At 38.4% G+C, this 26,795-nt stretch carries 22 protein-coding genes; 14 read left to right on the top strand and 8 right to left on the bottom strand.

Annotated features, from left to right (window positions below; translation table 11 throughout):
* Positions 1-377: 377 nt before the first annotated feature.
* Positions 378-1,550, bottom strand: a complete 1,173-nt coding sequence (locus tag E0Y80_RS11590) for a dipeptidase (protein ID WP_156307838.1) — start codon at positions 1,548-1,550, stop codon at positions 378-380.
* Entirely contained in the window at positions 1,550-3,280 is a 1,731-nt protein-coding gene (locus E0Y80_RS11585) for a serine hydrolase domain-containing protein (RefSeq protein ID WP_156307837.1), read from the bottom strand. Before E0Y80_RS11585 ends, E0Y80_RS11590 begins: the two co-directional genes overlap by 1 nt.
* An 88-nt stretch (positions 3,281-3,368) precedes the next feature.
* Here E0Y80_RS11585 and xseA point away from each other — a divergent pair, with 88 nt between their 5' ends.
* From xseA to E0Y80_RS11540, 9 genes are all read left to right on the top strand, one after another.
* Positions 3,369-4,640, top strand: a complete 1,272-nt coding sequence (xseA, locus tag E0Y80_RS11580) for an exodeoxyribonuclease VII large subunit (protein WP_156307836.1) — start codon at positions 3,369-3,371, stop codon at positions 4,638-4,640.
* Positions 4,630-4,845: an exodeoxyribonuclease VII small subunit gene (xseB, locus tag E0Y80_RS11575; RefSeq protein WP_156307835.1), complete on the top strand. Its 216-nt coding sequence runs from the start codon at positions 4,630-4,632 to the stop codon at positions 4,843-4,845. Before xseA ends, xseB begins: the two co-directional genes overlap by 11 nt.
* A 161-nt stretch (positions 4,846-5,006) precedes the next feature.
* Positions 5,007-7,769, top strand: a complete 2,763-nt coding sequence (locus tag E0Y80_RS11570; protein WP_156307834.1) for a TonB-dependent receptor — start codon at positions 5,007-5,009, stop codon at positions 7,767-7,769.
* 13 nt (positions 7,770-7,782) lie between these two features.
* Positions 7,783-8,985 (top strand): DUF4876 domain-containing protein, encoded by a 1,203-nt coding sequence (locus E0Y80_RS11565; protein WP_156307833.1) that lies wholly within the window; start codon positions 7,783-7,785, stop codon positions 8,983-8,985.
* Positions 8,986-8,989: 4 nt separating this feature from the next.
* Positions 8,990-10,498 (top strand): DUF6850 family outer membrane beta-barrel protein, encoded by a 1,509-nt coding sequence (locus E0Y80_RS11560; protein ID WP_156307832.1) that lies wholly within the window; start codon positions 8,990-8,992, stop codon positions 10,496-10,498.
* Between the two features lie 8 nt (positions 10,499-10,506).
* Positions 10,507-11,631, top strand: a complete 1,125-nt coding sequence (locus tag E0Y80_RS11555) for a cytochrome-c peroxidase (protein WP_156307831.1) — start codon at positions 10,507-10,509, stop codon at positions 11,629-11,631.
* Positions 11,632-11,714: 83 nt separating this feature from the next.
* Positions 11,715-14,522, top strand: a complete 2,808-nt coding sequence (gene uvrA, locus E0Y80_RS11550; protein WP_156307830.1) for an excinuclease ABC subunit UvrA — start codon at positions 11,715-11,717, stop codon at positions 14,520-14,522.
* Between the two features lie 11 nt (positions 14,523-14,533).
* Positions 14,534-16,174, top strand: a complete 1,641-nt coding sequence (gene pafA / locus E0Y80_RS11545; protein ID WP_156307829.1) for an alkaline phosphatase PafA — start codon at positions 14,534-14,536, stop codon at positions 16,172-16,174.
* 47 nt (positions 16,175-16,221) lie between these two features.
* Complete coding sequence (locus E0Y80_RS11540) at positions 16,222-16,668, top strand: RrF2 family transcriptional regulator (RefSeq protein WP_099369382.1); 447 nt, start codon at positions 16,222-16,224, stop codon at positions 16,666-16,668.
* On the opposite strand, the gene gloA2 is transcribed toward E0Y80_RS11540, so the two are convergent.
* Together gloA2 and E0Y80_RS11530 are read right to left on the bottom strand one after the other, a co-directional pair.
* Entirely contained in the window at positions 16,665-17,054 is a 390-nt protein-coding gene (gene gloA2, locus E0Y80_RS11535) for an SMU1112c/YaeR family gloxylase I-like metalloprotein (protein WP_156307828.1), read from the bottom strand. The genes E0Y80_RS11540 and gloA2 overlap by 4 nt on opposite strands.
* The gene (locus E0Y80_RS11530; RefSeq protein WP_156307827.1) at positions 17,054-18,358 is read right to left on the bottom strand and encodes a UDP-N-acetylmuramoyl-tripeptide--D-alanyl-D-alanine ligase; all 1,305 of its coding nucleotides are present in this window, start codon (positions 18,356-18,358) and stop codon (positions 17,054-17,056) included. The genes gloA2 and E0Y80_RS11530 overlap by 1 nt, the downstream gene beginning before the upstream one ends.
* Before the next feature lie 138 nt (positions 18,359-18,496).
* Here E0Y80_RS11530 and E0Y80_RS11525 point away from each other — a divergent pair, with 138 nt between their 5' ends.
* A complete protein-coding gene (locus E0Y80_RS11525) occupies positions 18,497-18,706 on the top strand; it encodes a hypothetical protein (RefSeq protein WP_156307826.1) in 210 nt (69 codons plus the stop codon).
* 55 nt (positions 18,707-18,761) lie between these two features.
* Here the strand turns inward: E0Y80_RS11525 and pfkA are convergent, their stop codons facing one another.
* The 4 genes from pfkA to E0Y80_RS11505 all read right to left on the bottom strand — a co-directional run bounded on the left by pfkA (position 18,762) and on the right by E0Y80_RS11505 (position 22,859).
* Positions 18,762-19,736: a 6-phosphofructokinase gene (gene pfkA, locus E0Y80_RS11520; RefSeq protein ID WP_156307825.1), complete on the bottom strand. Its 975-nt coding sequence runs from the start codon at positions 19,734-19,736 to the stop codon at positions 18,762-18,764.
* Between the two features lie 53 nt (positions 19,737-19,789).
* A complete protein-coding gene (locus tag E0Y80_RS11515) occupies positions 19,790-21,508 on the bottom strand; it encodes a protein-disulfide reductase DsbD family protein (RefSeq protein ID WP_156307824.1) in 1,719 nt (572 codons plus the stop codon).
* A 73-nt stretch (positions 21,509-21,581) separates the two neighbouring features.
* Positions 21,582-22,034 carry a protein-disulfide reductase DsbD domain-containing protein gene (locus tag E0Y80_RS11510; RefSeq protein WP_156307823.1) on the bottom strand — a complete coding sequence of 151 codons (453 nt, stop codon included), beginning with the start codon at positions 22,032-22,034 and terminating at the stop codon, positions 21,582-21,584.
* 96 nt (positions 22,035-22,130) lie between these two features.
* Positions 22,131-22,859, bottom strand: coding sequence for a biotin--[acetyl-CoA-carboxylase] ligase (locus E0Y80_RS11505; protein WP_197091570.1), 729 nt, complete (start codon positions 22,857-22,859; stop codon positions 22,131-22,133).
* Positions 22,860-22,971: 112 nt separating this feature from the next.
* Here E0Y80_RS11505 and rsfS point away from each other — a divergent pair, with 112 nt between their 5' ends.
* The 4 genes from rsfS to E0Y80_RS11485 are packed head-to-tail and all read left to right on the top strand — an operon-like array spanning position 22,972 to position 26,780.
* Complete coding sequence (rsfS, locus tag E0Y80_RS11500) at positions 22,972-23,346, top strand: ribosome silencing factor (RefSeq protein ID WP_156307821.1); 375 nt, start codon at positions 22,972-22,974, stop codon at positions 23,344-23,346.
* Between the two features lie 33 nt (positions 23,347-23,379).
* Positions 23,380-25,452 (top strand): ATP-dependent zinc metalloprotease FtsH, encoded by a 2,073-nt coding sequence (gene ftsH, locus E0Y80_RS11495; protein ID WP_156307820.1) that lies wholly within the window; start codon positions 23,380-23,382, stop codon positions 25,450-25,452.
* Positions 25,453-25,503: 51 nt separating this feature from the next.
* Positions 25,504-26,151, top strand: coding sequence for a LutC/YkgG family protein (locus tag E0Y80_RS11490; RefSeq protein ID WP_156307819.1), 648 nt, complete (start codon positions 25,504-25,506; stop codon positions 26,149-26,151).
* Positions 26,151-26,780 (top strand): rhomboid family intramembrane serine protease, encoded by a 630-nt coding sequence (locus E0Y80_RS11485; protein ID WP_156307818.1) that lies wholly within the window; start codon positions 26,151-26,153, stop codon positions 26,778-26,780. Before E0Y80_RS11490 ends, E0Y80_RS11485 begins: the two co-directional genes overlap by 1 nt.
* Positions 26,781-26,795 lie beyond the last annotated feature (15 nt).

The following is a 26,795-nucleotide window of genomic DNA, read 5'->3' as shown; positions in this document are numbered from 1 at the left end:
ACATAAGACAATAGACATAAGACATAAGAGTCTAGATAGTTTTAAAAGGTCAAGGTGAATGAGTTCTCCTTGACCTTTTTTGTTTTTTATATTGGCATAAGGAAACATGACGCTATCGGTGGATGAGGTGTTGGTCCCTTTCGGTGACTGAGCCTGTCGAAGTCCCGAGCTGTTATCGGTGACTGAGCCTGTCGAAGTCCCGATAAGGTGCATTGCGATGAAACGTTTTCAAAGCCCCTTCTTATTTGGCTATAAACATGCCACGCCTACGGCGTTTGTGTGTTTTATTTCTATTTTTTCTATAGATATGTCATGCCTCTGGCATTGAAAAAACAACCAAAACATTTATCCCGCCAGAAAAATCTTATGTCTACTGTCTACTGTCTATTGTCTCCCTCATTCTCCTTCAATAACCTTAAAAAATTCAGCCCCATAATTTTGGCGATATCTTCCTTGCTATAGCCTCTTTCGAGCAGAGCTTTGGTCAGAGTAGGGAATTTAGACACATCTTCTAATTCTTGAGGAGGAGATTCAATACCGTCGAAATCCGAACCAATAGCGACATGATCAATTCCGACTTTACTTACCAGGTAGTCGATATGTTTCAGTACTCTTTCAAGAGGTGCATTCGCGAGGTTTTTCTGTTTTGCAGATAGTCCAGAATACATTTTCCCGATTGAATAATTCCTATTCGTACTATCTTTCTTGTGCGATTTAAAATAAAGATTTCTAACTCTTTTTGGATAATCAGAGTCTAGAAATTCTGAATAAAAATTCACACCGATTACGCCGCCATTTTTCTTTAGAGCTTCCAATTGGGCATCTTTCAGATTACGGTAGTGTGGAGTCAATGCCGCGGCATTGCTGTGCGACACTAATATCGGTTTCGTAGTGACGCTCAATACATCATAAAAAGTCTGTTCACCACCATGGGAAAGGTCGACCATCATGCCAAGCTCATTCATCTTGCGGATTATGGATTTACCCTTTTCTGTTAATCCTTTACCTTTTTTATCTTTCGTCTTCACCTCTTCAGCTGCAGCGGTAACCCATGGAAGATTATAGTTCCATGTTAGTGTGAGGTATCTTGCGCCACGATTGTAAAGCGCTTCCAGATTATCCTCACTACCTTCGATCATATTTCCACCTTCAATTCCTATTACTGCTGCAATCTTGCCCGATTTATTTATTCGTTCAATGTCGGCATAACTTTTTGCCAGCTCAATCTTGTCAGGGTTATTATTGATTTGCTTTTCTAACGCGTCAATTTGATCATTTGCATGCTTAAAGGCATTCTTCTTCCACTTTTTATCATCAGACCATACAGCAAATACCTGAACGTCTACCCCACCTTCCTTTAACCTAGGCAAATCCGTATGTCCAGTCTTCAATCTTTTCCCGATGTCCTTTCCCGGCAAAATGCTCGTAATAATGACATCGTTATGCCCATCAACGACAATCATGTCCTCATGGATCTTTTTATAGTCTTGAGCTTTACTGCTGATAACCATTCCGCCGATTAGGCAAGTCAATATGAAAAGCTTTTTCATTATTTAGCGTTAAAGATAGTCTCGTAAATAACGTCCTGAATCCTACTTCTAACATTCAAATCGTAAATTTTTGTGGAAACCTGAGGATGCACCCTGTTTGAAAGGAAGATGTAAATAAATTGATTGCTTGGATCAATCCAGATACATGTTCCAGTATAGCCGGTATGCCCGTAAACAGATGGGTTCGCCAGTTTAGAGGGATAATCAGCACCTTTCTTTGGATCATATCTATCAAAACCCAATCCCCTTCTGCTAGTTTTCGATTGCTTCGAAGTAAACATATCAATGGTTTCAGGGTTATAGTATCTGGCACCACCATACTCCCCTCTGTTTAATAGCATCTGTCCATAGATAGCAAGGTCATTTGCAGAAGCAAATAAACCTGCATGGCCCGCTACACCTCCTGCCATGGCAGCTCCTTCATCATGTACATAGCCCTGCAGCAATACCTTACGGAAAGCCGTGTCATTTTGGGTAGGTACGATCTGATCTTTGTAGAATCGATCTCTCGGTAGATATCCCGCGGTTTTCATTCCTATTGGTCTATACAATAACTGCTGAACATAATCCTGCATAGGGGTTGATGTTTCATGTTCTGAAACCTCTTTCATGACGTACATGCTGATGTCAGAATATACATAATTTCCAATGGGCTTTACATCAGATTTTAGCATCTCTGGCCACATGACATCTCTGTAGTAATTAGTTTTTAAATAGGCATTATCGGCAACTTTAACCTGATGCTCATTATCCAGCGTTCTACTGATATCCCCTGGTTTAAGGCTTCTATAAAATGGAATAAAAGGTGTAAATCCTGCCTCATGAAGTAATACGGTCCTTAAAGTAATGTTTGCTTTATTTGTATTTTTCGCTTGCCAAAGGTAATGCCCCATGGTGCTATCCAAATTGATAATGTTCTTTTCCTGCAAATGCATTACGACCGGAGTTGTGCCTGCAATCTTACTGATAGAGGCAAGGTCATAGATGTCGTGAATATTATTCGCTACTTTTTTGTCGTAAGTATGGTAGCCATAGGCTTTTTCGAAAATCACCTGACCATCTTTGATTGCCATGACCATCATGCCGGGCGTTGCATGTTGCTCAATCGCATCTTTTGCTATTGCATCAATTTGATTGGTCATTTTGGCAATATCCAATCCCGATTGTTTACCCCTTGAATATTGAAGACGGGTTTGTGCAGTTTTAATATTGCCTTCTGTAATACCTAGACCTCCAAAAATGGACATTGCGGCATTTTCCTGACCTTGTTCATCCAGATTTCCCGCACTAAGGATACTTGCAAAACGACTCAAGTTCGCTGCAGATAAGCCTATATTCAGATAATTCGTTTGCTTCCCAAATCTGCATAAGATTACATCTTTACGATTTACTGCCGATTGCAAAACCATTGCCAAATAATCAGGTCTTAACTCTTCCTCACTACCTGCTACTATGATCGTATTATAGTATTTGGTGTGCTCATCATATTGATTGAACCCAAAACTTTGGACTTCCGCATACCTTTGCAAAGTTTGAATGAATGGAGCATATTTTACACTGTCTGAGGTGATCACTGCTATCCTGCGATTATCCAAGCGCGCAAATGGAATTATGTTGCCATTGTTGTTTAATAATACGGTTTCATTCTTGAGCACTTGTTTATATTGAGCCTGAACAGAAGATAAGCCGCAAATAAGGCATAAGGCTAGAAAGTTTAATAAACGAATCATAATTGTTTTAGGATTTCTTACAGTAAATGTACTAATAAAACGCACAAACACGCATGATGAGCGTGTAATAATTCTGTATATTTGAACTATGCCTGAATTAGTGGACGACAAAACTGTATTTACCTTATCGGAAGTATCTCGAAGCATTCAAAAGACGATTGCAGAGCGATATAAAAGCCTTTATTGGATAAAAGCAGAGATGAATAAACTCAATCATTACTCCCATTCTGGTCACTGCTATCCCGAATTGCTTGAGAAAAAAGAAGGAAAGGTCGTTGCTGAAATGCGTTCCATTTTGTGGAAAATGGATTATCAGCGCATAAACAGGCAATTCAAAGAGGTCCTGGGCGAACCCCTTCGCGAAGGGATCACCATGTTGTTTCAAGCGGCAATTTCCTATGACCCGCTTTACGGGTTCAGCCTCAAGATCGTCGATATCGATCCAACATTTGTTCTAGGAGAATTGGAAAAAGAAAAGCGAGAAAGCATCAAAAAATTAACTGAGGAAGGTATATTTGATGCGAATAAGCAGCTTCCTTTCCCATTAATTCCCAAAAGGTTGGCTATAATATCTGTAGAAACCAGCAAGGGGCTTTCGGATTTCTTTAAGATTATCAATGGAAATCCATGGGGCTATAAAATAGAATGTACCTTATTTCCTGCTTTGCTACAGGGGGACAAATCGATTACATCGATCATTAATCAATTGGAGGTCATTGCGGGTAAATTAGAGGAGTTTGATGCGGTTGCAATTATTCGTGGTGGTGGCGGGGATGTTGGACTCAGTTCCTACAACAATTATTTCTTATCCAAAGCCATTGCTATTTTTCCTATTCCGGTTCTTACCGGGATTGGACATTCCACCAATGAAACTGTAAGTGAAATGGTGGCTTATAAAAATGCCATTACGCCTAGTGAATTGGCTGATTTCCTCCTTCAGAAATTCCATAATTTTGCAATCCCATTAGATTTGGCTCAAGAGCGCATCCTGAGAGCCGTACGCCGTAATTTTGAAGAAGAAAGTGCGAAGCTAAAACATATGGTCTCTGCTATTTCCTGGAATAGCAAAACGCTTCTATTAAAAGATAAAGCGGATATTAACAATCTTCAATTGCACTTGTTAAGGTTCAGCAGGCAAACGATAAGGGAAAGTCAGGCGCAAATTCATCATCTAGAACGAATATTAGGAATAGTCAATCCTATCCACCTCATCAAAAGAGGTTTCAGCATTGTCCGGATTAACGGTAAATCAGTACATAAATTAAATCAAGTAGAGATTGGTTCGCATTTGGAGATCCAATTGGAGGATGGAAAAATCATCTCTGAAGTGATTAAAAAAGAGGAAGAACATGGAAAATAACTACACTTATAAGGAAGCATTCGAAGAATTGCAGGAAATCGTTTCAGATATCGAATCCGGTGAAATAGCCGTCGATGAATTAACTGAAAAAATTAATCGGGCTTCTAAATTGTTGACCATTTGTAAAGCCAAATTAACAGCATCGGAAGCTGAAGTGGAAAAACTCCTGCAGAAACTTGAATCAGAAAATCAAGAAGAAGATTAAGCATAAATTCTTATTGTTGCTTTTTTTAAGTTGTTTAAACTTAATTGTTTATAAACGGCTTAAAACCAAGTATTGTACCTAATAATTTGAAAATCGGTTTTAGAGTCTAATTTTTTTTGCGTTATTTTGCGTAGTTTAGAATTAGTCTTAATTACTCTTTGTTGAAAAGTTTATATATATTACTCATTACTGTATTCGCACCTCTATACAGCCTTGCCCAGTTATATTCTATTTCTGGGTCAGTAAAGGATAATAAAGGTGAACCCTTGAACAGTGTATCCATTGAGGTCAAAGAGCATCCAAGCTTCAATACCTTAACTGATGAGCAAGGCCTTTTCATCATTGATAATCTCCCCAAAGGAACCTATCAATTGCAATTTTCCCATATAGGTTTTAAACCGATTACACGTTCATTCCAAATTGACGCTAATCGTGAAACCCATGTAGTTTTTAATCAAAATGAAATCAATATCGATGCGGTTCATGTCACTGCCATCGAGTCAAAGAACATCAGTACCAGCTCTATCATTACGCGAGATGCCATGCAGCACCTTCAGCCTTCAAGTTTTGCAGATCTTATGGAGCTGCTTCCTGGTGGTCGAACAGGTTCTCAAAGCCTTGAAAATGTTAGAGGAATTAATTTAAGAACTCCTTTTGGGGCTGCTATGTCTGGTTATTCCACCAATTCATTAGGAACCATGTTTTCAGTCGATGGCATGACGTTAAACTCGCAGTCTATGATCGATCCGACGGTAGGATTGGGAATCGGAAATGTGAATGACGGTAGGAATGCCTCCAATATTGGTATTGATACGCGTACGATTGCCACGGATAATATCGAAAAAATTGAGATCATCAGAGGAATTCCATCTGTTGAACATGGAAATCTCACCAGTGGCGTTGTGAAGATTGAACGGATAAAAGGATATGAACCATGGTCGGCAAGATTAAAAGCGGATGGTCATGGTAAACTGTTCAGCATTGCTAAAGGGTTTGAAATTAAAAAGAATTATAAACTGAACTTTGATGCGGGTTATCTCACTTCAAATCAAGATGTCACCAACATATTTAATAATTTTAAAAGGATTAATGGTTCTGCAAGAGGAGAGAAAGCATGGAACCTTGAGAAATATCGCCTTACCTGGAATCATAACATCGACTTTAATACAACCATTGATAACGAAAGGTTCGACCCTGACAATGACTACGCCAATACAGATCGATACAGCAATGCTATCAGACGGATTAGCGTAGGTAATAGCTTGAAATTATTTTCCTCGAAGCCAAAACAAGCCTTTCGAAATGCGACCTTAAGCTTGAATGTTAATCATGCTTCAAATCAGATTGACGTAACGAAATTAGTCCAACCGCTATCCGTAAATATCTTAATGAACTCGCTGGTTGCTGGAAGCCGTGAAATGTCATTTTTAACGTCCAGTTACATTGCAGAAATGCAAACAGATAGCCGTCCCTTAGATATTAATTTCAAAGGAATTAGCAATTGGAGCTTGAATGCATTCGTGAAGCATCAAATAAAAGCTGGTTTTGAATATGGCTATGCTAAGAATTTGGGAAAAGGACAACAATATGATTTGAATAAACCATTAAGTAGTGTTATTTCTGCTAGACCTAGAAACTTGAGTGAAATACCAGCAATGAGCAGCCTGGCATTATTTGCCGAAGATAGGTTCTTTATTATTTTGGGTAATGTATTGTTCGAAAACAATTTGGGTATCCGGGCTTTCACCCAATTGAATTTAGATCAGCAATATGATATTGCAGGTAAAGTATTTGCAGAGCCTCGCTATAATGGAAAGTTTCATCTGCCACAAGTGTTGATCTTTGGAAAGCCATTGAAATCAAATGTCTTTGCAGGAGTTGGGATCCAAACATTAATGCCAACTCAAAATTTGTTATATCCAACCCTACGTTATAATGATATAGCTGAACTTGCCTATTATCCAAACAACCCTGATCATAGACTTGCTTGGGGAATAACAAATATTTATGACCCAACAAATTTTAACCTAAAACCCGCAACGAACAAAAAATGGGAAGTAGGAACTCAATTAGATCTTGGAGGGAATACCCTGTCTGTTAATTATTTTAACGAGAAAATGAACAATGGATTTAGGGAGGTTATTCTATTTAATAGAATTGCATTAAGAAAATATGATGTTACATCGGTTGATCCTGCAACATTCACGAATAAACCATCCATTGAAGATTTTACCTATGTTGATCAATCAGAATATCATGGTTATACAAAAAATGAGAATGGTAGTCTGACGGAAAAGAGCGGTATTGAATATCAATTTAGTTCAAAACGAATCCCGGGAATCAACACCCGATTTACTATTAATGGAGCATGGCTTAAAATTTTCAATAAAAATACTCAGCCTGTTTATTCGGTTATCAGTCCAAACTTAGTGACGGATGGCAAAGTAAGGCAATTCGTTGCTCTATATGAAAATGGTACAAATGGTGGGGAATATGAAGCTTTTAATACCAACTTAACCGCCGACTCCTATTTGCCAAAATTAGGATTTAATCTTTCCGTGTCCTTTCAAAGTAGTTGGTATAATACTAGCCAAAGACTATTCAGAGACGATCTGCCTATCGGATATTACGATATTGACCAAAACTATCATACGTATACGGAAGCGGATCGCAACGATCCAATATTGAGAAGTTTTGATCTGAAAACAGATCCCTATTTATATAATAAATTCACAGAGCCTATCGATCTTTTGGTCAATGTCAAAGCGACCAAGGTAATTAAGGAAAAAATTAGGATTGCCATGTTTGTCAATAGATTATTTATCTATAAACCTAATTACACGCAATATGGCAATTCTTTTATAAGAAGAAATAATGCTGCCGATAATCCATATTTCGGCATGGAAATAAATATTAAAATTTAGTAACTCAACAAGAATGAAAAATCAATCACTTTTAAACTGGCTTTACTTTGGTCTTATGCTGTTTTCGCTCAGCTCATGTATGAAGGACGAATTCCTAGAATCGAGATCGAATGTTTTAATAAAGGTAGATAACTCCAAACTGGTTGGAGAATATACTATAGAAAATGTAACGGTTCAAATGCAGGAGATTAACACCCAAGTTATCACTTCCTCATCGCTTGGTACGGGAAAAGATACCGTTAAAGCAAATCTGACCTATGGTACCTATACCGCTTCTTTGGAAGGGGACATCACTTTGAAAGTGAATGGTAATGATAAGAAAATGAAAATTAAGGCAAGAAAATCAAATCTTGTTGTCAATTCAGAAACAACTAATATCTCCTTGGAGACTTTCCTTTCTGATCCTTCTGCAAACTTTGTGTTCAAGGAAATTTTCTTTACCGGAACCATGACCCCTGAGGGAAAACAATATAACGGAGATAAGTATTTCTTAATCCATAATAACTCCTCAGATACCTTGTATGCAGACGGTTTATTTTTTGCTCAGTCTGATTTCTTAACGATTACCAAAAGGGATTATTCTCCGGATATCATGAAAGATGCGGTGACTTCTGATGGTATTTTCATGCTTCCAGGTACAGGAAAGCAATATCCTATTGCTCCGGGAGGTGATTTTGTTATCGCAAATAATGCTATAAATCACAAAGAGGCAAACCCGAACTCTATTGATTTAAGCAATGCGAATTTTGAAATCGAATTAATCGGAACGATCAATATCGATAACCCACAAGTTCCAAATGCCATCAATATTTCTGGAAATATGCTAATGCACAACCAAGGATATACAGCATATGTTATGGGTCGATTGCCTGAAGGAATGAGCCCAGAAAAGTTCAAATCTGACAATGCATATACTTATAGCTATGTAGCAGCAAATGGCAGGACCATGAATTTTGATTCTTATAAAGTGCCTAACAATTATATTATTGATGCTGTTAATCTTTCCGTAAAAACTGGATTTGAATGGTTAGTCACAGCACCAACATTAGATATGGGCTGGTCTTATGCCGGTTTGGTGAAAGCAGATAAGGAAAGATATGGCAAGGCAGTAACGCGTAAGCCTTTAGGAACATTGGTTGATGGTAAACAATTTCTTCAAGATACGAACAACTCTACGGTAGACTTTAATCCAGCTACTACACCTTCAATTAAATAAGGGAATGATAAGATTGCTATCCATAGTTGTTTTTGTTTGTTTATCATTTGCTGTGGTAAAAGCTCAGGATTCCCTGCAGATTCATTTACAGGGAATTCAGGAAAGGACTGACCAGGCTGCTGCTATTAGAAATAATCTTTATAAAAGTCCGGCCTTGAGACCGTTTCAATATAAACAATCAATGACTCCTGTGGATATCTCTTATATTTCCGAAAATAAAGAACGCTATAATTATCAATTAGGCTCCGGTGATAAGGGTATTAAAATAGCCACGGATTCTTATATGAAGGATGCATTCCCGAATATGACACTTTGGGGAAATGCTAAATATGAAAATGTTAAGGTTCAGAACCTAAAATTCAATGAAACTTCGGATTTTGAACTTGTATTTCCTTATGTCATTGCTGACTCTGTTGGTGGAAATTTAAATATGGAAACCTATCAATTTTCAGGAGGTATAGCAAAGGAGTATGGAGATTGGGTTTTTGCAGGAGAAGCTGGCTACAAGGCCAATCTATCCCATCGAAAAATAGATCCACGGCCGAATAATAATTCCTCAGATATTTATGCAAACCTTGGTTTAGGATATTCCATTACTTCTAATTCTGTTTTATCCGTAAATTTTGGTGCCAGGTCCTACAAACAGCGAAATACCTTAGCCTTTGTAGCAGAAATTGGAAGGCCAAGTATATATCATTTCAATGGCTTAGCCTCATATAATGCGCTTCTATCCGGGTCTTCAGAATCTTCCGGGGCAAACCTTTATGCTGTAAACGGTTTCAATGCAAAATTTTCCCTTGCCCCAAAAAATCAGAATGGCCTATTTGCAGAAGCGGCTATAGTACAAAATACTGGTGAAAGGACACTCCCCTTATCTTCTGCAAGTGCGAATAACTGGACAGATCAGATAATTTCCGGAAAATTAGGGTATTTCAATGAGATTGCTGATTTAAGATACGGAGCTTTGGCAACTATTGACCTTCAAACCAGAAAAGGTTCCGAAGGATTATTTAATAACGATGGCGCGAATACCGGTGGATATACCAAAATATCTGAAATTTCTTCCTATCGATATTATAACTTCAATTATAACCTAGAAGCTTATTTTGGGAAGAAAGATTGGAGTATCAAACCCTATGCAAATTATTCCCAGTTGAAAGAACAATATATCAATCCATTTCGTGAGCAAGTCGCTGATATTGTAAAAGTTGGAGTACAGGGCCAGTATTTGTTTGAATTAAACGAGGGATTATTTGGAATTAGTTTAAATTTGCAGAAGCAAAAGGTTATTGATAAAAAATCGACTTTCAATATTTCGCAAGGAATAGCTTTAGCTGATTTATTAAATCATAATTATGCTTATCTCACTTCCGAACCATTTCAAATTGCTGCTGAAGCGCGATATGATTTTGTGTTAAGTAAACAGATAAAACCTTTTGTAAAGGCGCATGCCCAAACATCTACTGAAATAAAACAAAAATATTATTCATTATCCCTTGGGCTAATGTTTTAGAAGTTAAAATGAAGAGAATATTAATTATAGGTTTGGTTTTAGGAATTACTGTAATAAGTACTGCTTTCCTAAATGACAAAGGTTTTCAAGATCTAAGGGGTTTATATAGCAAACCAATTAGTGAATGGCCTAAACCTACTATTGATTCTGCTGTAGTGTACGAGGAGTTCAAATCATTACCAAAGCTAGATACCAGCTATTTTTCTTTAATGGAGCAGCCTAAGGTAAAACTGGGCAAGTTCCTGTTTTTTGATCCTATACTTTCGGGTTCTAACCAGATATCCTGCAGTTCTTGCCATAATCCTCAAACCTCTTGGGGCGATCATTCTACAGTACCGGTAGGGCATGATCATTTGGTAGGAAATAGAAATACAATTTCTTTATTGAATGTTGCTGCTAGAAAAAGCATGTTCTGGGATGGAAGAGCAAATTCCCTCGAAGAACAGGCATTAAGTCCAATCGAAGCTCATAATGAAATGGCTATGGATTTAACCAAATTGGTCCCGAAACTAAAAGCGATCCCAGAATACAAAAGACTTTTTAAAGAAGCATTTGGTGATGAAGATTTCTCTATGCCGGAAATAATGAGTGCACTTGCCTCCTTTCAACGCACATTAACTTCTAAAAGAAGCCGTTTTGATGAATTCTTAGATGGTAAATATGAAGCGTTGAATGATGATGAAATCGCCGGTTTACATCTCTTCAGAACCAAAGCTCGATGCATGAACTGCCATAATGGTCAGTATTTTACTGATGAAGATTTTCACAATATTGGACTAACCTATTACAAACGTAAATATGAGGATTTAGGGCGTTATAACGTGACGAAAGACCCTAAAGATGTTGGGAAATTTAGGACCGCTTCATTAAGGGATGTCATGAATACAAATCCATGGATGCATAATGGTCTATTTGATAATATCATTGGTGTCATTAACATGTATAATTCCGGCATGGCGATGAATAACCCTAAAAATGCTGAACAAGAAGCCGACCCTATGCACCCTCGTATTGATCCATTGATGAAAAAATTGGATCTAACTAGAGATGAAATCAGGCAGGTTGCAGCTTTCCTTGAAGCTATCACAGCGACGAAATACCGTATGCCAAGACCCGAAAAACTACCTCGGTAATTTTGTAACTATGTTGTAAACTAATTCTTTTTGTTTAGTTTACCGGGGCGTCTTTTCATCTGTTTTGCCTAACTTTGAAAGTTATGCAAAAAAATGCTACTCATACTCCAAAATCCCATATTCAGATAAAAGGCGCACGTGTCAACAACCTCAAAAATATTGATGTTGAAATTCCTAAGAATCAACTGGTTGTTGTGACTGGAATGTCTGGCTCCGGAAAATCATCCCTTGCCTTTGACACCCTATATGCTGAAGGTCAACGCAGATATGTAGAAAGTTTATCCTCTTACGCTAGGCAATTCATGGGACGCATGAATAAACCTGACGTAGATTATATAAAGGGAATTGCTCCTGCAATTGCCATCGAACAGAAGGTCATCTCCAGTAATCCGAGATCAACCGTAGGGACTTCAACTGAAATTTATGATTACCTGAAACTCCTATTTGCGAGGGTTGGTAAAACAATCTCCCCAATTTCTGGCGAAGTCGTAAGTAAGGATACCGTAACATCTATTGTTGATAAGATATTGTCATATCCTGAGGATGCTACCATTACCATTTACAGCCCTTTAATTCCAAGTAATAATAGAAAGTTAAAAGAAGAACTTTCATTGCTCCTTCAAAAAGGATTCGTGAGGGTGAAGCTCCATGATGAAATTCAAAAAATCGAAACGATTATCGAAGATAAGTCAATCGCCAACTCTTCCGTTAAAGCAGATGATGTCCATATTGTTATTGACCGTGTCAGATTGGAGCATAATGATGATACCATCAATAGGCTTGCAGATTCGGTACAAACTGCTTATTTCGAAGGGAAAGGTGAATGTGAGGTTCAGATTGATGATGAAATTTTCAAATTCTCGGACAAGTTTGAGTTGGATGGAATTACTTTCGAAGAGCCTACGGCAAACTTTTTCAGTTTTAATAACCCGTATGGCGCATGTAAAAGATGCGAAGGCTACGGTAAAATTATAGGGATTGATCCTGATTTGGTCATTCCCGACAAAAGCAGGTCCGTATTTGATGGTGCTATCGCCCCTTGGAGAGGCGAGAAAATGGGGACTTGGTTAGATAAACTCGTTAGATCTGCTCTTAAATTTGATTTTCCAATTCATCGATCTTATGCCGATTTAACCAAAGAACAGCAGGAATTAATCTGGACAGGTAATAAATATTTTCGCGGATTAAATGACTTTTTTGCAGAACTGGAAGAACAGACCTACAAAATTCAATATAGGGTAATGCTTTCTAGGTACAGAGGTAAAACGGATTGTCCTGAATGCAAAGGAACTAGGCTTCGCAAGGATGCTTCCTATGTGAAGATCAACGGTCATTCCATCACGGATGTGGTATTGCTCCCATTGGAACAAGCATTGGATTTATTTAAAAATCTAAAGCTTACTGAAAATGAAGCGATTATTGCAAAACGCTTGTTAGCAGAAATTGTAAATAGGCTTCAGTTTCTTTGTGATGTAGGATTGAGTTATCTAACGCTTAACCGTCTGAGTAATAGTCTTTCGGGTGGTGAATCCCAGCGGATCAATCTGGCGACTTCATTGGGTTCTTCCTTAGTTGGATCTATCTACGTGTTAGATGAACCTAGTATTGGTCTCCATCCTCGGGATACACAAAAACTTATCGGAGTCCTGAAATCCTTACGTGATGCAGGAAATACGGTTATCGTCGTGGAGCATGAACAAGAAATGATGGAGGCTGCAGATTACCTCATTGACATCGGCCCGGAGGCCGGAATTAATGGGGGCGAACTTGTTTTTGCAGGAACCTATAAAGAGATATTAAAAGATAAAAATAGCCTAACCGGAAAATATCTTGATGGAGAAAATGCTATTGAAGTTCCTGCCAAGCGCAAAAAGTGGAATGAAAGCATACGCATCAATGGCGCAAGAGAGAATAACCTTCAAGGCATCAATGTAGACTTTCCTTTGAACGTCTTTACGGTAGTAACCGGTGTTTCCGGATCAGGGAAAACATCATTGGTTAAGCGAATTTTATATCCGGCCTTACAAAAGGCAATCGGATCCTATTCGGGTGAACAAACTGGTTTGTACGATGGAATTGAAGGAGCTATCGATCAGGTTGAACAGATTGAGATGGTTGACCAAAATCCTATCGGGCGTTCTTCCCGTTCCAATCCGGTAACTTATGTAAAAGCTTGGGATGAAATTCGATCCCTCTATTCTTCTTTGCCAGCGGCGAAAGCGAATGGATTAAAACCTTCCGCCTTCTCTTTCAATGTGGAAGGGGGACGATGTGAGGTTTGTCAAGGAGAAGGTGTCGTGAAGATTGAAATGCAATTTATGGCAGATATTATTTTGCCATGCGAAGCTTGTGGAGGTAAGCGTTTCAAACAACATGTCCTGGATGTGCAATATAAAGAGAAGTCAGTATCAGATATCTTAGAGTTAAGTGTCGATGAGGCAATTGAGTTCTTTGCAGATCAACCGAAGATCCTCAATAAATTAATTCCTTTGCAAGAAGTGGGATTAGGATATGTTAAGTTGGGTCAGTCTTCGAGTACCTTATCCGGCGGGGAAGCACAAAGGATTAAACTGGCGTCTTTCTTAATCAAAGGGAATAACCAAAAGAAAACTTTGTTCATCTTTGATGAACCGACGACCGGACTCCACTTTCATGATATCAGCAAACTATTAAAGGCCTTCAATGCCTTGATAGCCTTAGGAAATACTGTTTTAGTAATCGAACATAATTTAGATATGATTAAATCCGCTGACTGGGTCATTGACATTGGTCCGGAAGGAGGCGATAAAGGTGGTAAAATTGTATTTACTGGAACACCGGAGGATTTAATTCAATGTAAAGACTCTTATACGGGTGATTTCTTAAAACGTCACCTAAATTTTAAACCCTAAATTTTTAAATAATGTATAGAAAGTTAAGTATTTCTATGTTGTTCTTATGCTTCTGTACCCTGCTTTCAGCACAGGTAGAGCGGCCAAAGTTAGTCGTTGGATTAATGGTAGACCAAATGCGTTGGGATTACCTTTACAGATTTGCGGACCGTTACGGGAATGATGGATTTAAGCGCTTGTTGCGTGAAGGTTTCTCCTGTGAAAACACGGTGATCAATTATGTTCCAACTTTTACGGCTATTGGTCATAGCTCTGTGTACACAGGTAGTGTTCCTTCTATCCATGGCATTGCGGGAAATGACTGGATCGAACAGCAAACTGGAACCTCGATGTATTGTACTCAAGATGATGCGGTCGCAGGTGTAGGTACAACAGAAAAAGAAGGTAAACAGTCCCCAAGAAACCTTTTGGCTTCAACAGTGACTGACCAACTGAAATTGGCAACAAACTTCAATTCAAAAGTTGTTGGTATTGCGATCAAAGATAGGGGCGGAATCCTACCTGCTGGTCACTTTGCCAATGCTGCTTATTGGTTCGAAGCAAAATCTGGAGATTGGATTAGCAGTACCTATTACATGGAAAACCTTCCTGATTGGGTAAACGGATTTAATAAACAAAAACTTGCTGATAAATACTTAAAACAAGATTGGAATACACTTTATCCAATCGATACCTATAAAACGAATAGTATTGATGACGATAATGTTTATGAAGGAAAATGGGCCGGTGAAGAAACAGCTGCCTTCCCTCGTAAAACTTCTTTATTGATGAAGGATGCCGGCTATGAATTAATCAAGTCTACTCCTTATGGCAATACCTTAACCTTAGATTTTGCAAAAGAAGCTATCAAGAATGAAAAGTTAGGTAATAACCCTAAAAAAGCAACCGATTTTCTTTGTGTAAGTCTTTCAGCAACAGATTATGTGGGGCACCGCTATTCTTTGTCTTCGGTTGAAATTGAAGATATCTATCTTCGCCTAGATCAAGAACTTGCAGCATTCTTTAAATATCTTGACGAATCGGTGGGTAAAGGTAACTATACCTTTTTCTTGACTGCAGACCACGCCGCTTCTTATAACTCACGTTATTTTATGGATATGCGCGGAAACGGAGGGTATTTCTTCTCAAGACAATTGCAGAGAAATATTAACGACAAATTGAAAGAAGAATTTGGTACAGATAACCTAGTTATTAGTTTGATGAACTACCAAGTTCACTTGAACTATGCCGCAATTGACAAGGCAAAATTGGATGAGGAAAAAATTAAGAAATCCATTATCAAAATGCTGAGACATGAAGATGGGGTTTCTTATGTTGTGGATATGGAAGGCGGCGAGAACATGATGGTTCCAGCTGAAATCCGTGAAAAGATAATAAACGGCTATAACCGTAAACGCAGCGGCGCCATTCAAATTATTACCGAACCTCAGTGGTATGACGGTACTCCAAGATCTACTGGTACTACGCATGGTACATGGACACCTTATGATTCTCATATTCCACTGGTGTTTATGGGATGGGGTATAAAACATGGTACTTCCAACAGAACAGTGGGTATAACGGATATCGCGCCAACAATTTCGGCATTATTGCATGTTATGGAACCAAATGGTTCTATAGGCAATCCGATTGTTGAGGTATTGCAGAAATAAGCTTTATTTTTTATACTTTTGAAGATTAAGAACCAGAGAGGTTTGATATGCTGTCGAAAAAAACGAAATACGCGATAAAAGCCCTAATGGTATTGGGTAGAAATTATGGTAAAGAACCTATGCAGATCGGCAAGATTGCAGAGGAAGAACGAATTCCAAAGAAATTCTTGGAGCAAATCCTGCTTGAAATGCGTAATGCCGGAATTCTTTATTCTAAAAAAGGTGCTGGTGGCGGATATAGCTTGAATAAAGCTCCTGAAGACATCTACTTGTCTCAGGTGATGCGTCTTATTGATGGACCAATTGCCCTTTTACCATGTGTCAGCTTAAATTTTTACCGCTCTTGCGAGGAATGTGTAGAAGAACATGCTTGCGGTATCAGAGATACTTTTGTCGAAGTTAGAAATGCAATGCTGCAGATCTTAAACGATACCAGTATTTCGAATCTAATTAATAAAGAAAAGGAACTTAACCTAGAGGTAGGTAAGGACTAAATTTCATAAAGTTCTAATGGAAGCCCATCGGGGTCGGTGAAAAAAGTAAATCTTTTATTACTTGTTTCATCAACACGGATGGGCTCTGTTTTTATACCAAAATCAGTCAAGATCTTAACCTGTTTCTCGATATCAACTACCTGAAAAGCAAGATGTCTTAATCCGCTTGCTTCTGGATAACTCGGTCTTTCTGCGGGGTTTGGAAAGGAAAACAATTCGATGATATAGTTGCCATGCAATGCTAAATCAAGCTTGTAGGAATCCCTTTGTTCCCTATAAATTTCTTGAATAACCTCGAATCCTAAAATTTCAGTATAAAAGGTTTTTGATTTTTTATAGTCCGAACAGATAATGGCTATATGGTGTACTCCCTTTAGGTCTAACATTATAATACCTCCATTAATCTCTCAAAGGCCATGCCTCGAGAAGCCTTCAGAAGGATCATATAGTCTTCCAACGGAGTTTCCAGCAGTGCATTTTTTAAATCTTCTGTGCTCTCATAATAAGTCGCTTCCTCATCTCTCAAGGCATAGAATGCTTTTCCCACAAATATCAATCGATCAAGCTTTAGACTTTTAGCCTGCTCAATGACTTTCTTATGCTCCAACTCGCTTTGATCGCCCATCTCAAACATGTCGCCAAGAATCGCAACCTTTCTGTCAGCTTGGATTACAGCAAGATTGCCCAAAGCTGCAGCCATACTGCTAGCATTTGCATTGTAATAGTCGTCGATAATCGTGTTTTTTTCAGTTTTCGTAATTTGAGATCTATTGTTTTGAGGAACATACTCACCTAAACCTTGATTAATCTCCTCTGTATTCAATCCAAATGTTTTCCCTAATGCCACAGCCGCCAACATGTTTTCGATGTTGTATGCACCTGTTAAATTTGTTTTGACTTCATTTCTCAGTTCCGCACCCTTGCTGTTCCAAAAAATTGTCAAATTGGGATCTGCAACCACTAAACCGCCCTGAATATCATTTCTATCAGAATAACCATAATAGATTACCTGATTAAGTCCTCTATCATGAGCCATCTGCATCAAATATTCATTATCTCCTTGAATATAGATTTGACCATTATTCTCCTTTAAATAATCGTAAAGTTCGCCCTTAGCTTTCATCACACCTTCGAATGATCCAAACCCTTCCAAATGTGCTTTGCCCACATTCGTAATAAAGCCGTGCGTTGGTTGAGAAATTCCACAGAGAAATCCAATTTCATGCACATGATTTGCGCCCATTTCAACTATGGCTATCTCTATATCTTCAGTTAATGCAAGGATGGTCAAAGGAACCCCGATATGGTTATTGAGATTGCCTTTGGTGGCATAAGTCTTAAATTTTTGAGAGAGGACGCTATTTAATAATTCCTTACTTGTTGTTTTTCCGTTGGTGCCGGTTATGCCAACAAAAGGAATCGATAAATGTTTCCTGTGGAACCTTGCTAATTCCTGTAAAGCACCCAAAACATCATCCACCAAAATATATGCTGGATCCTCTTTATAGAAGTTTCTGTCATCTACAATAACATATTTTGCTCCAGCTTCCAATGCTTTTTCAGCAAAACTATTGCCATTGAAATTATCTCCTTTTAAGGCGAAGAACAGGCAGTCTTTACTGATTTGACGTGTGTCTGTACATACTTTTGGAAATTCTTTATAAATCTGGTAGAGTTGGGCTATCTGCATTGCAATTAATTTTAAACAAAGGTAAACATGCTTATCTAAAATTAACTAAAGAATTCAAAATAAGGCTAACCCATAACGGTGTTTTCCTTGGGTTTGGCTTTGGTCTTGCTCGTGTTTCGCTCGTGTCTCATCCGCAGCTTGTCCAAAACTTATCCGGAGCTCGTCCGCTCACAAGCGGACGAGCTGTGGACAATATCCTTGCAAGGTGCGGACCAGACACGAGCAAAACCCGAGCGATACCCGACCGGAACCAATACAGAGCCCAGCTATCCACTGGAAAATAGGAGCAATTCAATGGAAAACTTAAGAGGTCCAGGTTTTGAATCCAATGGTAGAAATTTTAGATAACAAAAAAAGGGGAACCCAACTGGATTCCCCTTTTAAAAAAAGTCTTGTTTCTTTATTATAATGATAAGATCTCCACGATTCGTGTTAGATTTTCATTTAATTTATCGATATGTTTAATTGCTTTGTTGAAAGGCGTAAATTGTACATTTCCACAGATTAAACCTGCCATTTCACCTTTGCGGCCTTCGATCAATCCTTCAACAGCAGCTACACCAAGGCGGCTAGCTAGAACGCGGTCCATACAAGTTGGTGAACCACCACGTTGAATATGGCCTAGAATGGATAGACGTACGTCATATGCTGGGAAATTCGCTTGAATTTTTTCTGCTACAACCATTCCACCCTCTTTATCTCCTTCAGCAACAATGATAATACGTGATGATTTATTCTTCCTTGTTTTGTCCAAACGCTTCATGATGGCGTCGTAATCCACTTCTAATTCTGGGATTAAAACAGCCTCAGCACCCGTGCTGATTCCTGAACGTAATGCGATCAATCCCGAGTCCCTACCCATCACTTCAACAACAAATAGGCGGTCATGGGATTCAGCTGTGTCTCGAATCTTATCAACAGCTTCAACGACGGTGTTAATAGCCGTGTCATATCCAATGGTGAAATCAGTACCATTCAGGTCGTTGTCGATTGTTCCGGGCATTCCGATGATTGGAATATCAAATTCTTCTATGAATTTGGATGCACCTGTGAATGTTCCGTCACCACCAATAACAACTAATGCATCAATATTAAGTTTCTTTAAATTTTCGTAAGCTTTCTGTCTGCCCTCTAAGGTGCGGAACTCATCGCTTCTTGCAGTTTTTAGAATGGTACCACCGCGTTGAATAATGTTTGCTACGGATTTAGCGTCCATCGGAGTAATGTCTCCTTGAACCAATCCATCATATCCTCTACGGATACCAAACATATTTTTACCATGATAAATTCCTGTTCTGATTACTGCACGAATACCTGCATTCATGCCTGGGGAATCGCCCCCCGACGTTAATACTGCGATGTTATTAATGTTGCTCATACGTCAAATATACCTAAATACTTATTTTTTAATGTACAAAAATATAATAAAGCCTATTTCTTAGCTTTATAGGCATCGATAGCAGATTGCAAGTATGCTCTATAGCTTTCAATGTTATAATTTGCACCACTTGTTGGGACCAAAAGATTCTCGTCATTGTCCAACAATGCGTAAAGAGGTTGTGAGTTACTGTTGAATTTAGAAATTTGAAAATCAGTATTTTTTCTACCTACCGAGTTTATTTTTTTTCCGGTTGTTTTTGAAATATATTGTTCAGATTCCGGAAGCTTTAAAACGTAATCATCCACATATAATTCTGCGAGGATAAAGTTTTCATTGATCATTTGCTTAATACCTGGGTCAGACCAGACTTTGGCTTCCATGGATCGACAGTTGACGCAATTCCAGCCAGTGAAATCCACCAATAGTGGTTTATTCTGTGCTCTAGCTGCGGCTAATGCTTCGTCATAATCGTAATAAGGATCCATTCCTTTGATCGTTGCACGATCGTGGAAGTGATTAAAGTATTTTCTGCTGTTTGCATCAGTTGAGGTCGCATGTCCCACAGCGGAACTTACGCCAGCGGAAATGTCAAAGTCTTGAGTTCCGATTGGAGGTAAGAAAGCAGAAATGGATTTCAATGGTGCTCCCCACATACCTGGGAGCATATAGATGACGAAGGAAAATACAAAGATAGAAATGATGGTTCTGGGAACTGATAGGAATTTCAGGTCGCTGTCATGAGCAAATTTGATTTTTCCAATAAGGTAAAGTCCCATTAAGCCAAAAATAGCTATCCATAATGCCAAGAATACTTCACGGTCAAGGATTTGCCAATTATAGGCTAAGTCGACGTTGGATAAGAATTTCATGGCTAATGCAAGTTCCAGAAATCCTAGGACTACTTTAACGCTGTTCAACCAACCGCCAGATTTAGGCATTGATTTCAATAAAGCTGGGAACATGGCAAAAAGTACAAATGGAATTGCCAATGCGAATGAGAATCCAAACATGGCAATAGCAGGACCTAAACGGTCGCCTTTGACAGCGGCGTTTACAAGTACGGTACCAATAATAGGACCGGTACATGAGAAGGAAACCACCGCTAAGCTAGCTGCCATAAAGAAATATCCCAGCAAACCACCTTTGTCGGATTTTGAATCGATCTTATTGACAAATGAACTTGGCAGAGTAATTTCAAAAGCTCCGAAAAAGGAAGCAGCGAAAAATACCAGCATCAGGAAGAAGAAGAAGTTGAAAATGCCATTTGTAGAAAGGGCGTTCAAAGCTTCAGGGCCAAATGCTAAGGTAATCAGCATTCCTAAAGCCACATAGATGACGATAATAAAAAGTCCGTAAGTCAATGCTTGGGAAACAGCCTGTAATTTAGAGGCTGATTTTTTAGTAAAAAAACTTACGGTTAAAGGTACCATCGGGAATATACAAGGCATCAGAAAAGCCAAAAATCCGCCGAGAAGACCTTCAATAAAAATGCCCCAAAGGGATGTATTTTCCGAACTATTTTCTGAAGAGATAACGGTAGGAGCAACGTTGTTTGAGGAGTCTTGACTGGAAGTATCTGCTCCATCGGAGAAAGTAACTCCTTCAAGATCGGTAATCAGCGTGTCGGCTGTAGAAGCCTCTTCTTGGCCTGAACTAAACTCTACGTCATCAAAATTTATGAGGGTATCTTGGGAAATTCCTTTTAATGGAGTAATTGCTATTAAAAAAAGCCAGCTAAAGGCTATTAAAGCATTTTTAAAACTAAACATAAACGATTGTTAATAGGGAAACTAAGAAAAAGGCAGGGTCAACCTGCCTTTTGGTATTTCTCGAGAATATCAATTACTTGATTGTAACTGCAAATTCGTATTCATCTGGTGGTAAACAACGTTCTTTATCACAAGCCATAAAGGTTGCAACACCTTTAACAGTCGTTGGTTTGTTGTTTGCCAACGTTACTTTTTGTTGGAATACAACTTCACCATTGTAATAAGGGACATTCATTTTGAACACATCTTCAAATTTAGTCTTAGGTTCTTTGGCAGCTGGTTTTCCAGTTACTTTAGCGCCATTTGCGGGGGTAAAAGTAAATGAAGTTGAAATCGGACCACCTGAAGGAACATTCAATCCATAGATATGCCATCCTTGTTCAACATTCGCTTTTAATAAGATTACAGCTTCAGTGTTAGAAACCTTCTTAAATCCCACAGACCATTTAACAGGGTTTTCCACTTGCGCAAAAACACTAGATACGGCAAAGACTAAAAAAGCAATTAATAGATTTATTTTTTTCATAAAAAACCGTTTTATTCTATATTATGACTTATATGTCAGTATAAAGTTTAATTCAAAGTTAGTATTACTATATTAATAAATGAAGTTGTAATCATTTTATTGCATTATAAATACAACTTCTTTAAAATAATAGGTAATTTCTTCATTGTCCTTTAACAGGTATAACTTACCGTTCTCGTCTACCTTCATTAATATTGCTTCGAAGGTTAAATCATTAGAGGAATATAGACCGGGAATATTCTTCCTATACAGATTTTCATTGTATTCTTTCAGCAAGTCGCTGTTATTCAGCTTTTTGTTTTTGTGGTTTTCGTATCTGGTATAAATAAAAGATAATAAATTCAGACAGGCTTCTTCTAGATTGTCGATTGAATATCCTGTTTCATTGAGGATCGAACTTGCGGATTTTGATAAATCCTGTGAGAACTCTTTTTGATTGACATTCACACCGATGCCGATAATAGATTGTTTAATTTCTTTGCTGTTACTTGTGTTTTCGATAAGAATACCAGCAATTTTTTTGTTTCCAATTAAGATGTCGTTGGGCCATTTAATGGATGCTGGGACTTTGATGGACTTCAACCAATCTAGTATTCCTAAGCTGATCAGCATGTTTAAGGTAAAGTGTTCTTGAAGGGCTAGATGCTTAGGGAATATTAAGAAACTAAAGGTGATATTGGAGTTAGGTTCTGAGGTCCAGGAGTTTTGCCTTTGTCCGCGGCCATGCGTTTGATTTTTTGCCATAATGGCAGACCACTCTTGAAGTGGCTTGAAATTTGACAATTGAGATTTTAAATAATCATTGGTTGATGTGATTTCGTCCAAAACAATTAATGTTTGGCGTAGTGAATGTCCCGAAAATGTGTTATTTTGCAAGAGGTATTGTATTTAAAACAGTTTGAAAACAATTTATTAGTCAAAAGTATAACAAATCTTAATGAGTAAAAACAAAAAAACTTCGTTGTCGGAGAAGTTAGCAGACGTGATCATTCACGGGATGCAGGAGAAAAAAGGCAACGAAATCGTGAGGATGGATATGCGAGAGGTGAACGGAGCCTTGTCTGACTATTTTGTAATCTGCCATGCCGATTCTAATGTTCAAGTAAACGCTATTGCAAAAAGCGTTGAGGATGAAGTTTATAAAGCATTTGGTCAGGATCCTTGGCATAAAGAGGGTCAGGGGAATGGCGAATGGATCTTACTTGATTTTGTCGATGTGGTTGTCCATATCTTTAAGACGGATAAAAGGGAACATTATAGGATAGAAGACCTTTGGGGTGACGCTGCAATGAGCAAGTACCAAAGCGCGTAATAATTGATGTGAAACGTAGTATAAGAGTTATAAATGAAGAAAGTTCCGAGTAAGAAGATTACGCCAATGCCACCGAAATTTAACATGATCTGGCTTTGGATTGCGATGATCGTAGGGTTTTTTGGGCTTCAATACTTATTTAGTGGAGAGACGTCTAAGAAAATTACCTACAAGGATTTTGAACAAAAAATGCTTATTCCTGGAGATGTTGATAAGTTAATTGCGTATAAGAGCAATGATTTAATTGATGTCGAAGTTTATATTAAGAAGGATAGATTGGACCAAGAGAAATACAAAGATATTTCTACAAACCCAAATAGTTTATCTTTTTCAAATTCAACAGGTCCTCAGTATCAGTTTACTGAGCCGTCAGCAGAGATCTTGGAGCAGAAGCTGAAGGCTTCTCAAGACAGTTTGGCAGTTGGGCAGCCTAAAGTTGGTGTGTCCTATGAAGATCGAACCAATCCATGGGCTGGATGGTTTATTTCCTTTATGTTGCCATTGCTGATCATTGTTGTGATTTGGATCTTCTTGATGCGCCGTATGAACGGTGGAGCAGGCGGTGGAGGTGGTGCCATATTTAATATTGGCAAATCGAAAGCGCAGTTGTTTGATAAAGAATCTCAAATCAACATCACATTTAATGATGTTGCAGGCTTAGAAGAAGCCAAACAAGAAGTTATGGAGATCGTAGACTTCTTGAAAAACCCTAAGAAATATACCGATTTAGGCGGTAAGATACCAAAAGGAGCCTTATTGGTAGGTCCTCCGGGAACTGGTAAAACCTTATTGGCGAAGGCGGTTGCAGGTGAAGCTCAAGTTCCATTTTTCTCTTTGTCTGGTTCTGACTTTGTGGAAATGTTTGTTGGAGTAGGAGCGTCACGTGTACGCGACTTGTTTAAACAGGCAAAAGAAAAAGCACCATGTATCATTTTCATCGATGAGATTGATGCTATTGGACGTGCCCGTGGCAAGAATTCCATCATGGGAGGTAATGACGAACGTGAGAATACCTTAAACCAATTATTGGTTGAGATGGACGGTTTTGGTACCAACGTAGGGGTTATTATCCTTGCTGCGACTAACCGTTTAGATGTTCTTGACTCGGCGTTATTGCGTCCAGGACGTTTTGATAGGCAGATTTCCATTGATAAACCTGATTTAATCGGTCGTGAACAGATTTTTAATGTTCACTTGAAACCATTAAAATTAGCAGAAGAAGTTGATGCCAAGAAATTATCTGCACAAACACCGGGATTTGCCGGTGCTGAGATTGCCAACGTATGTAATGAGGCTGCCTTAATTGCTGCCCGTAAGAATAAAAAGGCAATCGAAATGCAGGATTTCCAAGATGCTATTGACCGTGTGATTGGTGGTCTTGAGAAAAAGAATAAGATAATCTCTCCAGAAGAGAAGAAAATTGTTGCTTATCATGAGGCTGGGCACGCAATTGCAGGCTGGTTCTTAGAACATGCTGACCCATTGGTTAAAGTATCTATCGTTCCTCGTGGCGTTGCTGCATTAGGTTATGCACAATATTTGCCAAAAGAGCAGTTTTTATATACTACTGAGCAATTGATTGATAGTATGTGTATGACGATGGGTGGCCGTGTTGCTGAAGATATCACATTTGGAAGAATTAGTACCGGTGCACAGAATGACCTTGAACGTATAACGAAGTTAGCGTATGCAATGACTGCCGTATATGGTATGAATCATAAAGTTGGTAATGTATCATTCAGAGATAGTTCTGGAGATAGCCAATTCCAAAAGCCATATTCGGATCAAACAGCTGAGTTAATAGATGATGAAGTTAGAGTATTAATTTCAGAGGTGTATGAAAGAACCAAGAACCTATTGATGGAAAAGCAAGAGGGCTTGATCAAGATTGCCGAGAAATTATTAGAGAAGGAAATTCTTTTCCAAGCTGATTTGGAAGAAATTTTAGGGAAGCGTCCATTTTCAAATAAAACGACTTATGATGAGTTTGTAAATGGAGGAGCAGACGGTGGAGGAGTACCTCAGACAGATCTGCCAATTCCTAATACCGACAGAGAGGATGTTCAGTCTTCTCCAGAGGAACCGAAGAAATTAGATTCAGAATAATTTAAAAAAATATAACAGACAGGACTAAGCGGTCCTGTCTGTTTTTATGATATGAATATCAGGAATACAACAGCTAAAGAGAAGATGCTGAAGAAAATTCGGCAGGCCTTGCTTCAGAAACGGGATAATCCACATCCTATGTTTGAAGAAAGTCCTCTTTACCGTGATGAGGAAGAATCATTGGATGTGACATTTGCTAGAGAGTTTACTCAAATGTCAGGTAAATTCATTTATTGCGATGGTGAGATCAATCTGATTGAAAACCTGATTATCCTGATAGAAAAAATCAATATTAGTAAAATTTATATTTGGGAGAAGCCAATCCAGCAGATGATGGATCAGTATGGGTTTCCATATCGCAAATCCCAGCAAGCCTTGGAAGAGATCGAAGCCAGTATAACAGGTTGTGAAGCGTTGATTGCCAGAAATGGTTCCATTATGATCTCTAATGCTTCAGAGTCTGGACGAAGGCTAAGTGTCTATCCTCCCGTTCATATCGTTATTGCCAGAGCTTCGCAATTGGTTATGGATGTAAAGCATGCCATGGCTCAAATCAAGGAACGTTATGGCGAAGAGCTGCCTACCATGATTACGACCATTACCGGACCAAGCAGAACCGCTGATATCGAAAAACGATTGGTATTAGGTGCGCATGGACCTAAAGAACTTTATTTATTCCTATTAGAAGACCGTTTTTAATGATTCAATATTATCTTTCCGCTACTCCCGTTGCAAGCCTTATTTTTGCACTGACCATAGGTTTAAGTATTTATGTCTTTTCAAATCCCCAATTGTATGGGAAGTTGATGTTGCACCCGTATACTGTTTACAGAGATAAAAGTAAATGGTATCTGATGCTCAGCAGTGGTTTGATCCATAAAGATTGGATGCATCTGATCTTTAATATGATCACCTTCTATTATTTTGGGTTTGGTCTAGAACAAATTTTTGTTCAAATATATGGATCTCTAGGTCATTTATTGTTTGCGTTACTTTATATTATATCTCTTATTTTGAGTGATATCCCAACAATTATTCAACAGAAGAATAATTATAATTATCATAGTTTGGGAGCATCGGGTGCCATCAGTGCGGTGCTTTTCAGCTATATCCTCTTCAATCCCAAAATGATGTTGGGAATCTTTATGATTATCCCAATGCCAGCCTATATTTTTGCTTTTGTTTATCTGGCTTACTGTGTTTGGGCATCTAAGAACGCTCGGGATGGAATTAACCATGATGCCCATTTGTTTGGTGCATTGACGGGGTTAATATTTACCATCCTTATGTACCCGGGGGTAATTAAGCATTTTATAGCTCAGTTTTAGGGATTATCCATATTT

The organism is Sphingobacterium endophyticum (assembly GCF_009733535.1).
Taxonomy (GTDB): domain Bacteria; phylum Bacteroidota; class Bacteroidia; order Sphingobacteriales; family Sphingobacteriaceae; genus Sphingobacterium; species Sphingobacterium endophyticum.
The sequence above is the reverse complement of the archived record's forward strand: the minus strand, read 5'-3'. Positions and strand labels throughout refer to the sequence as shown.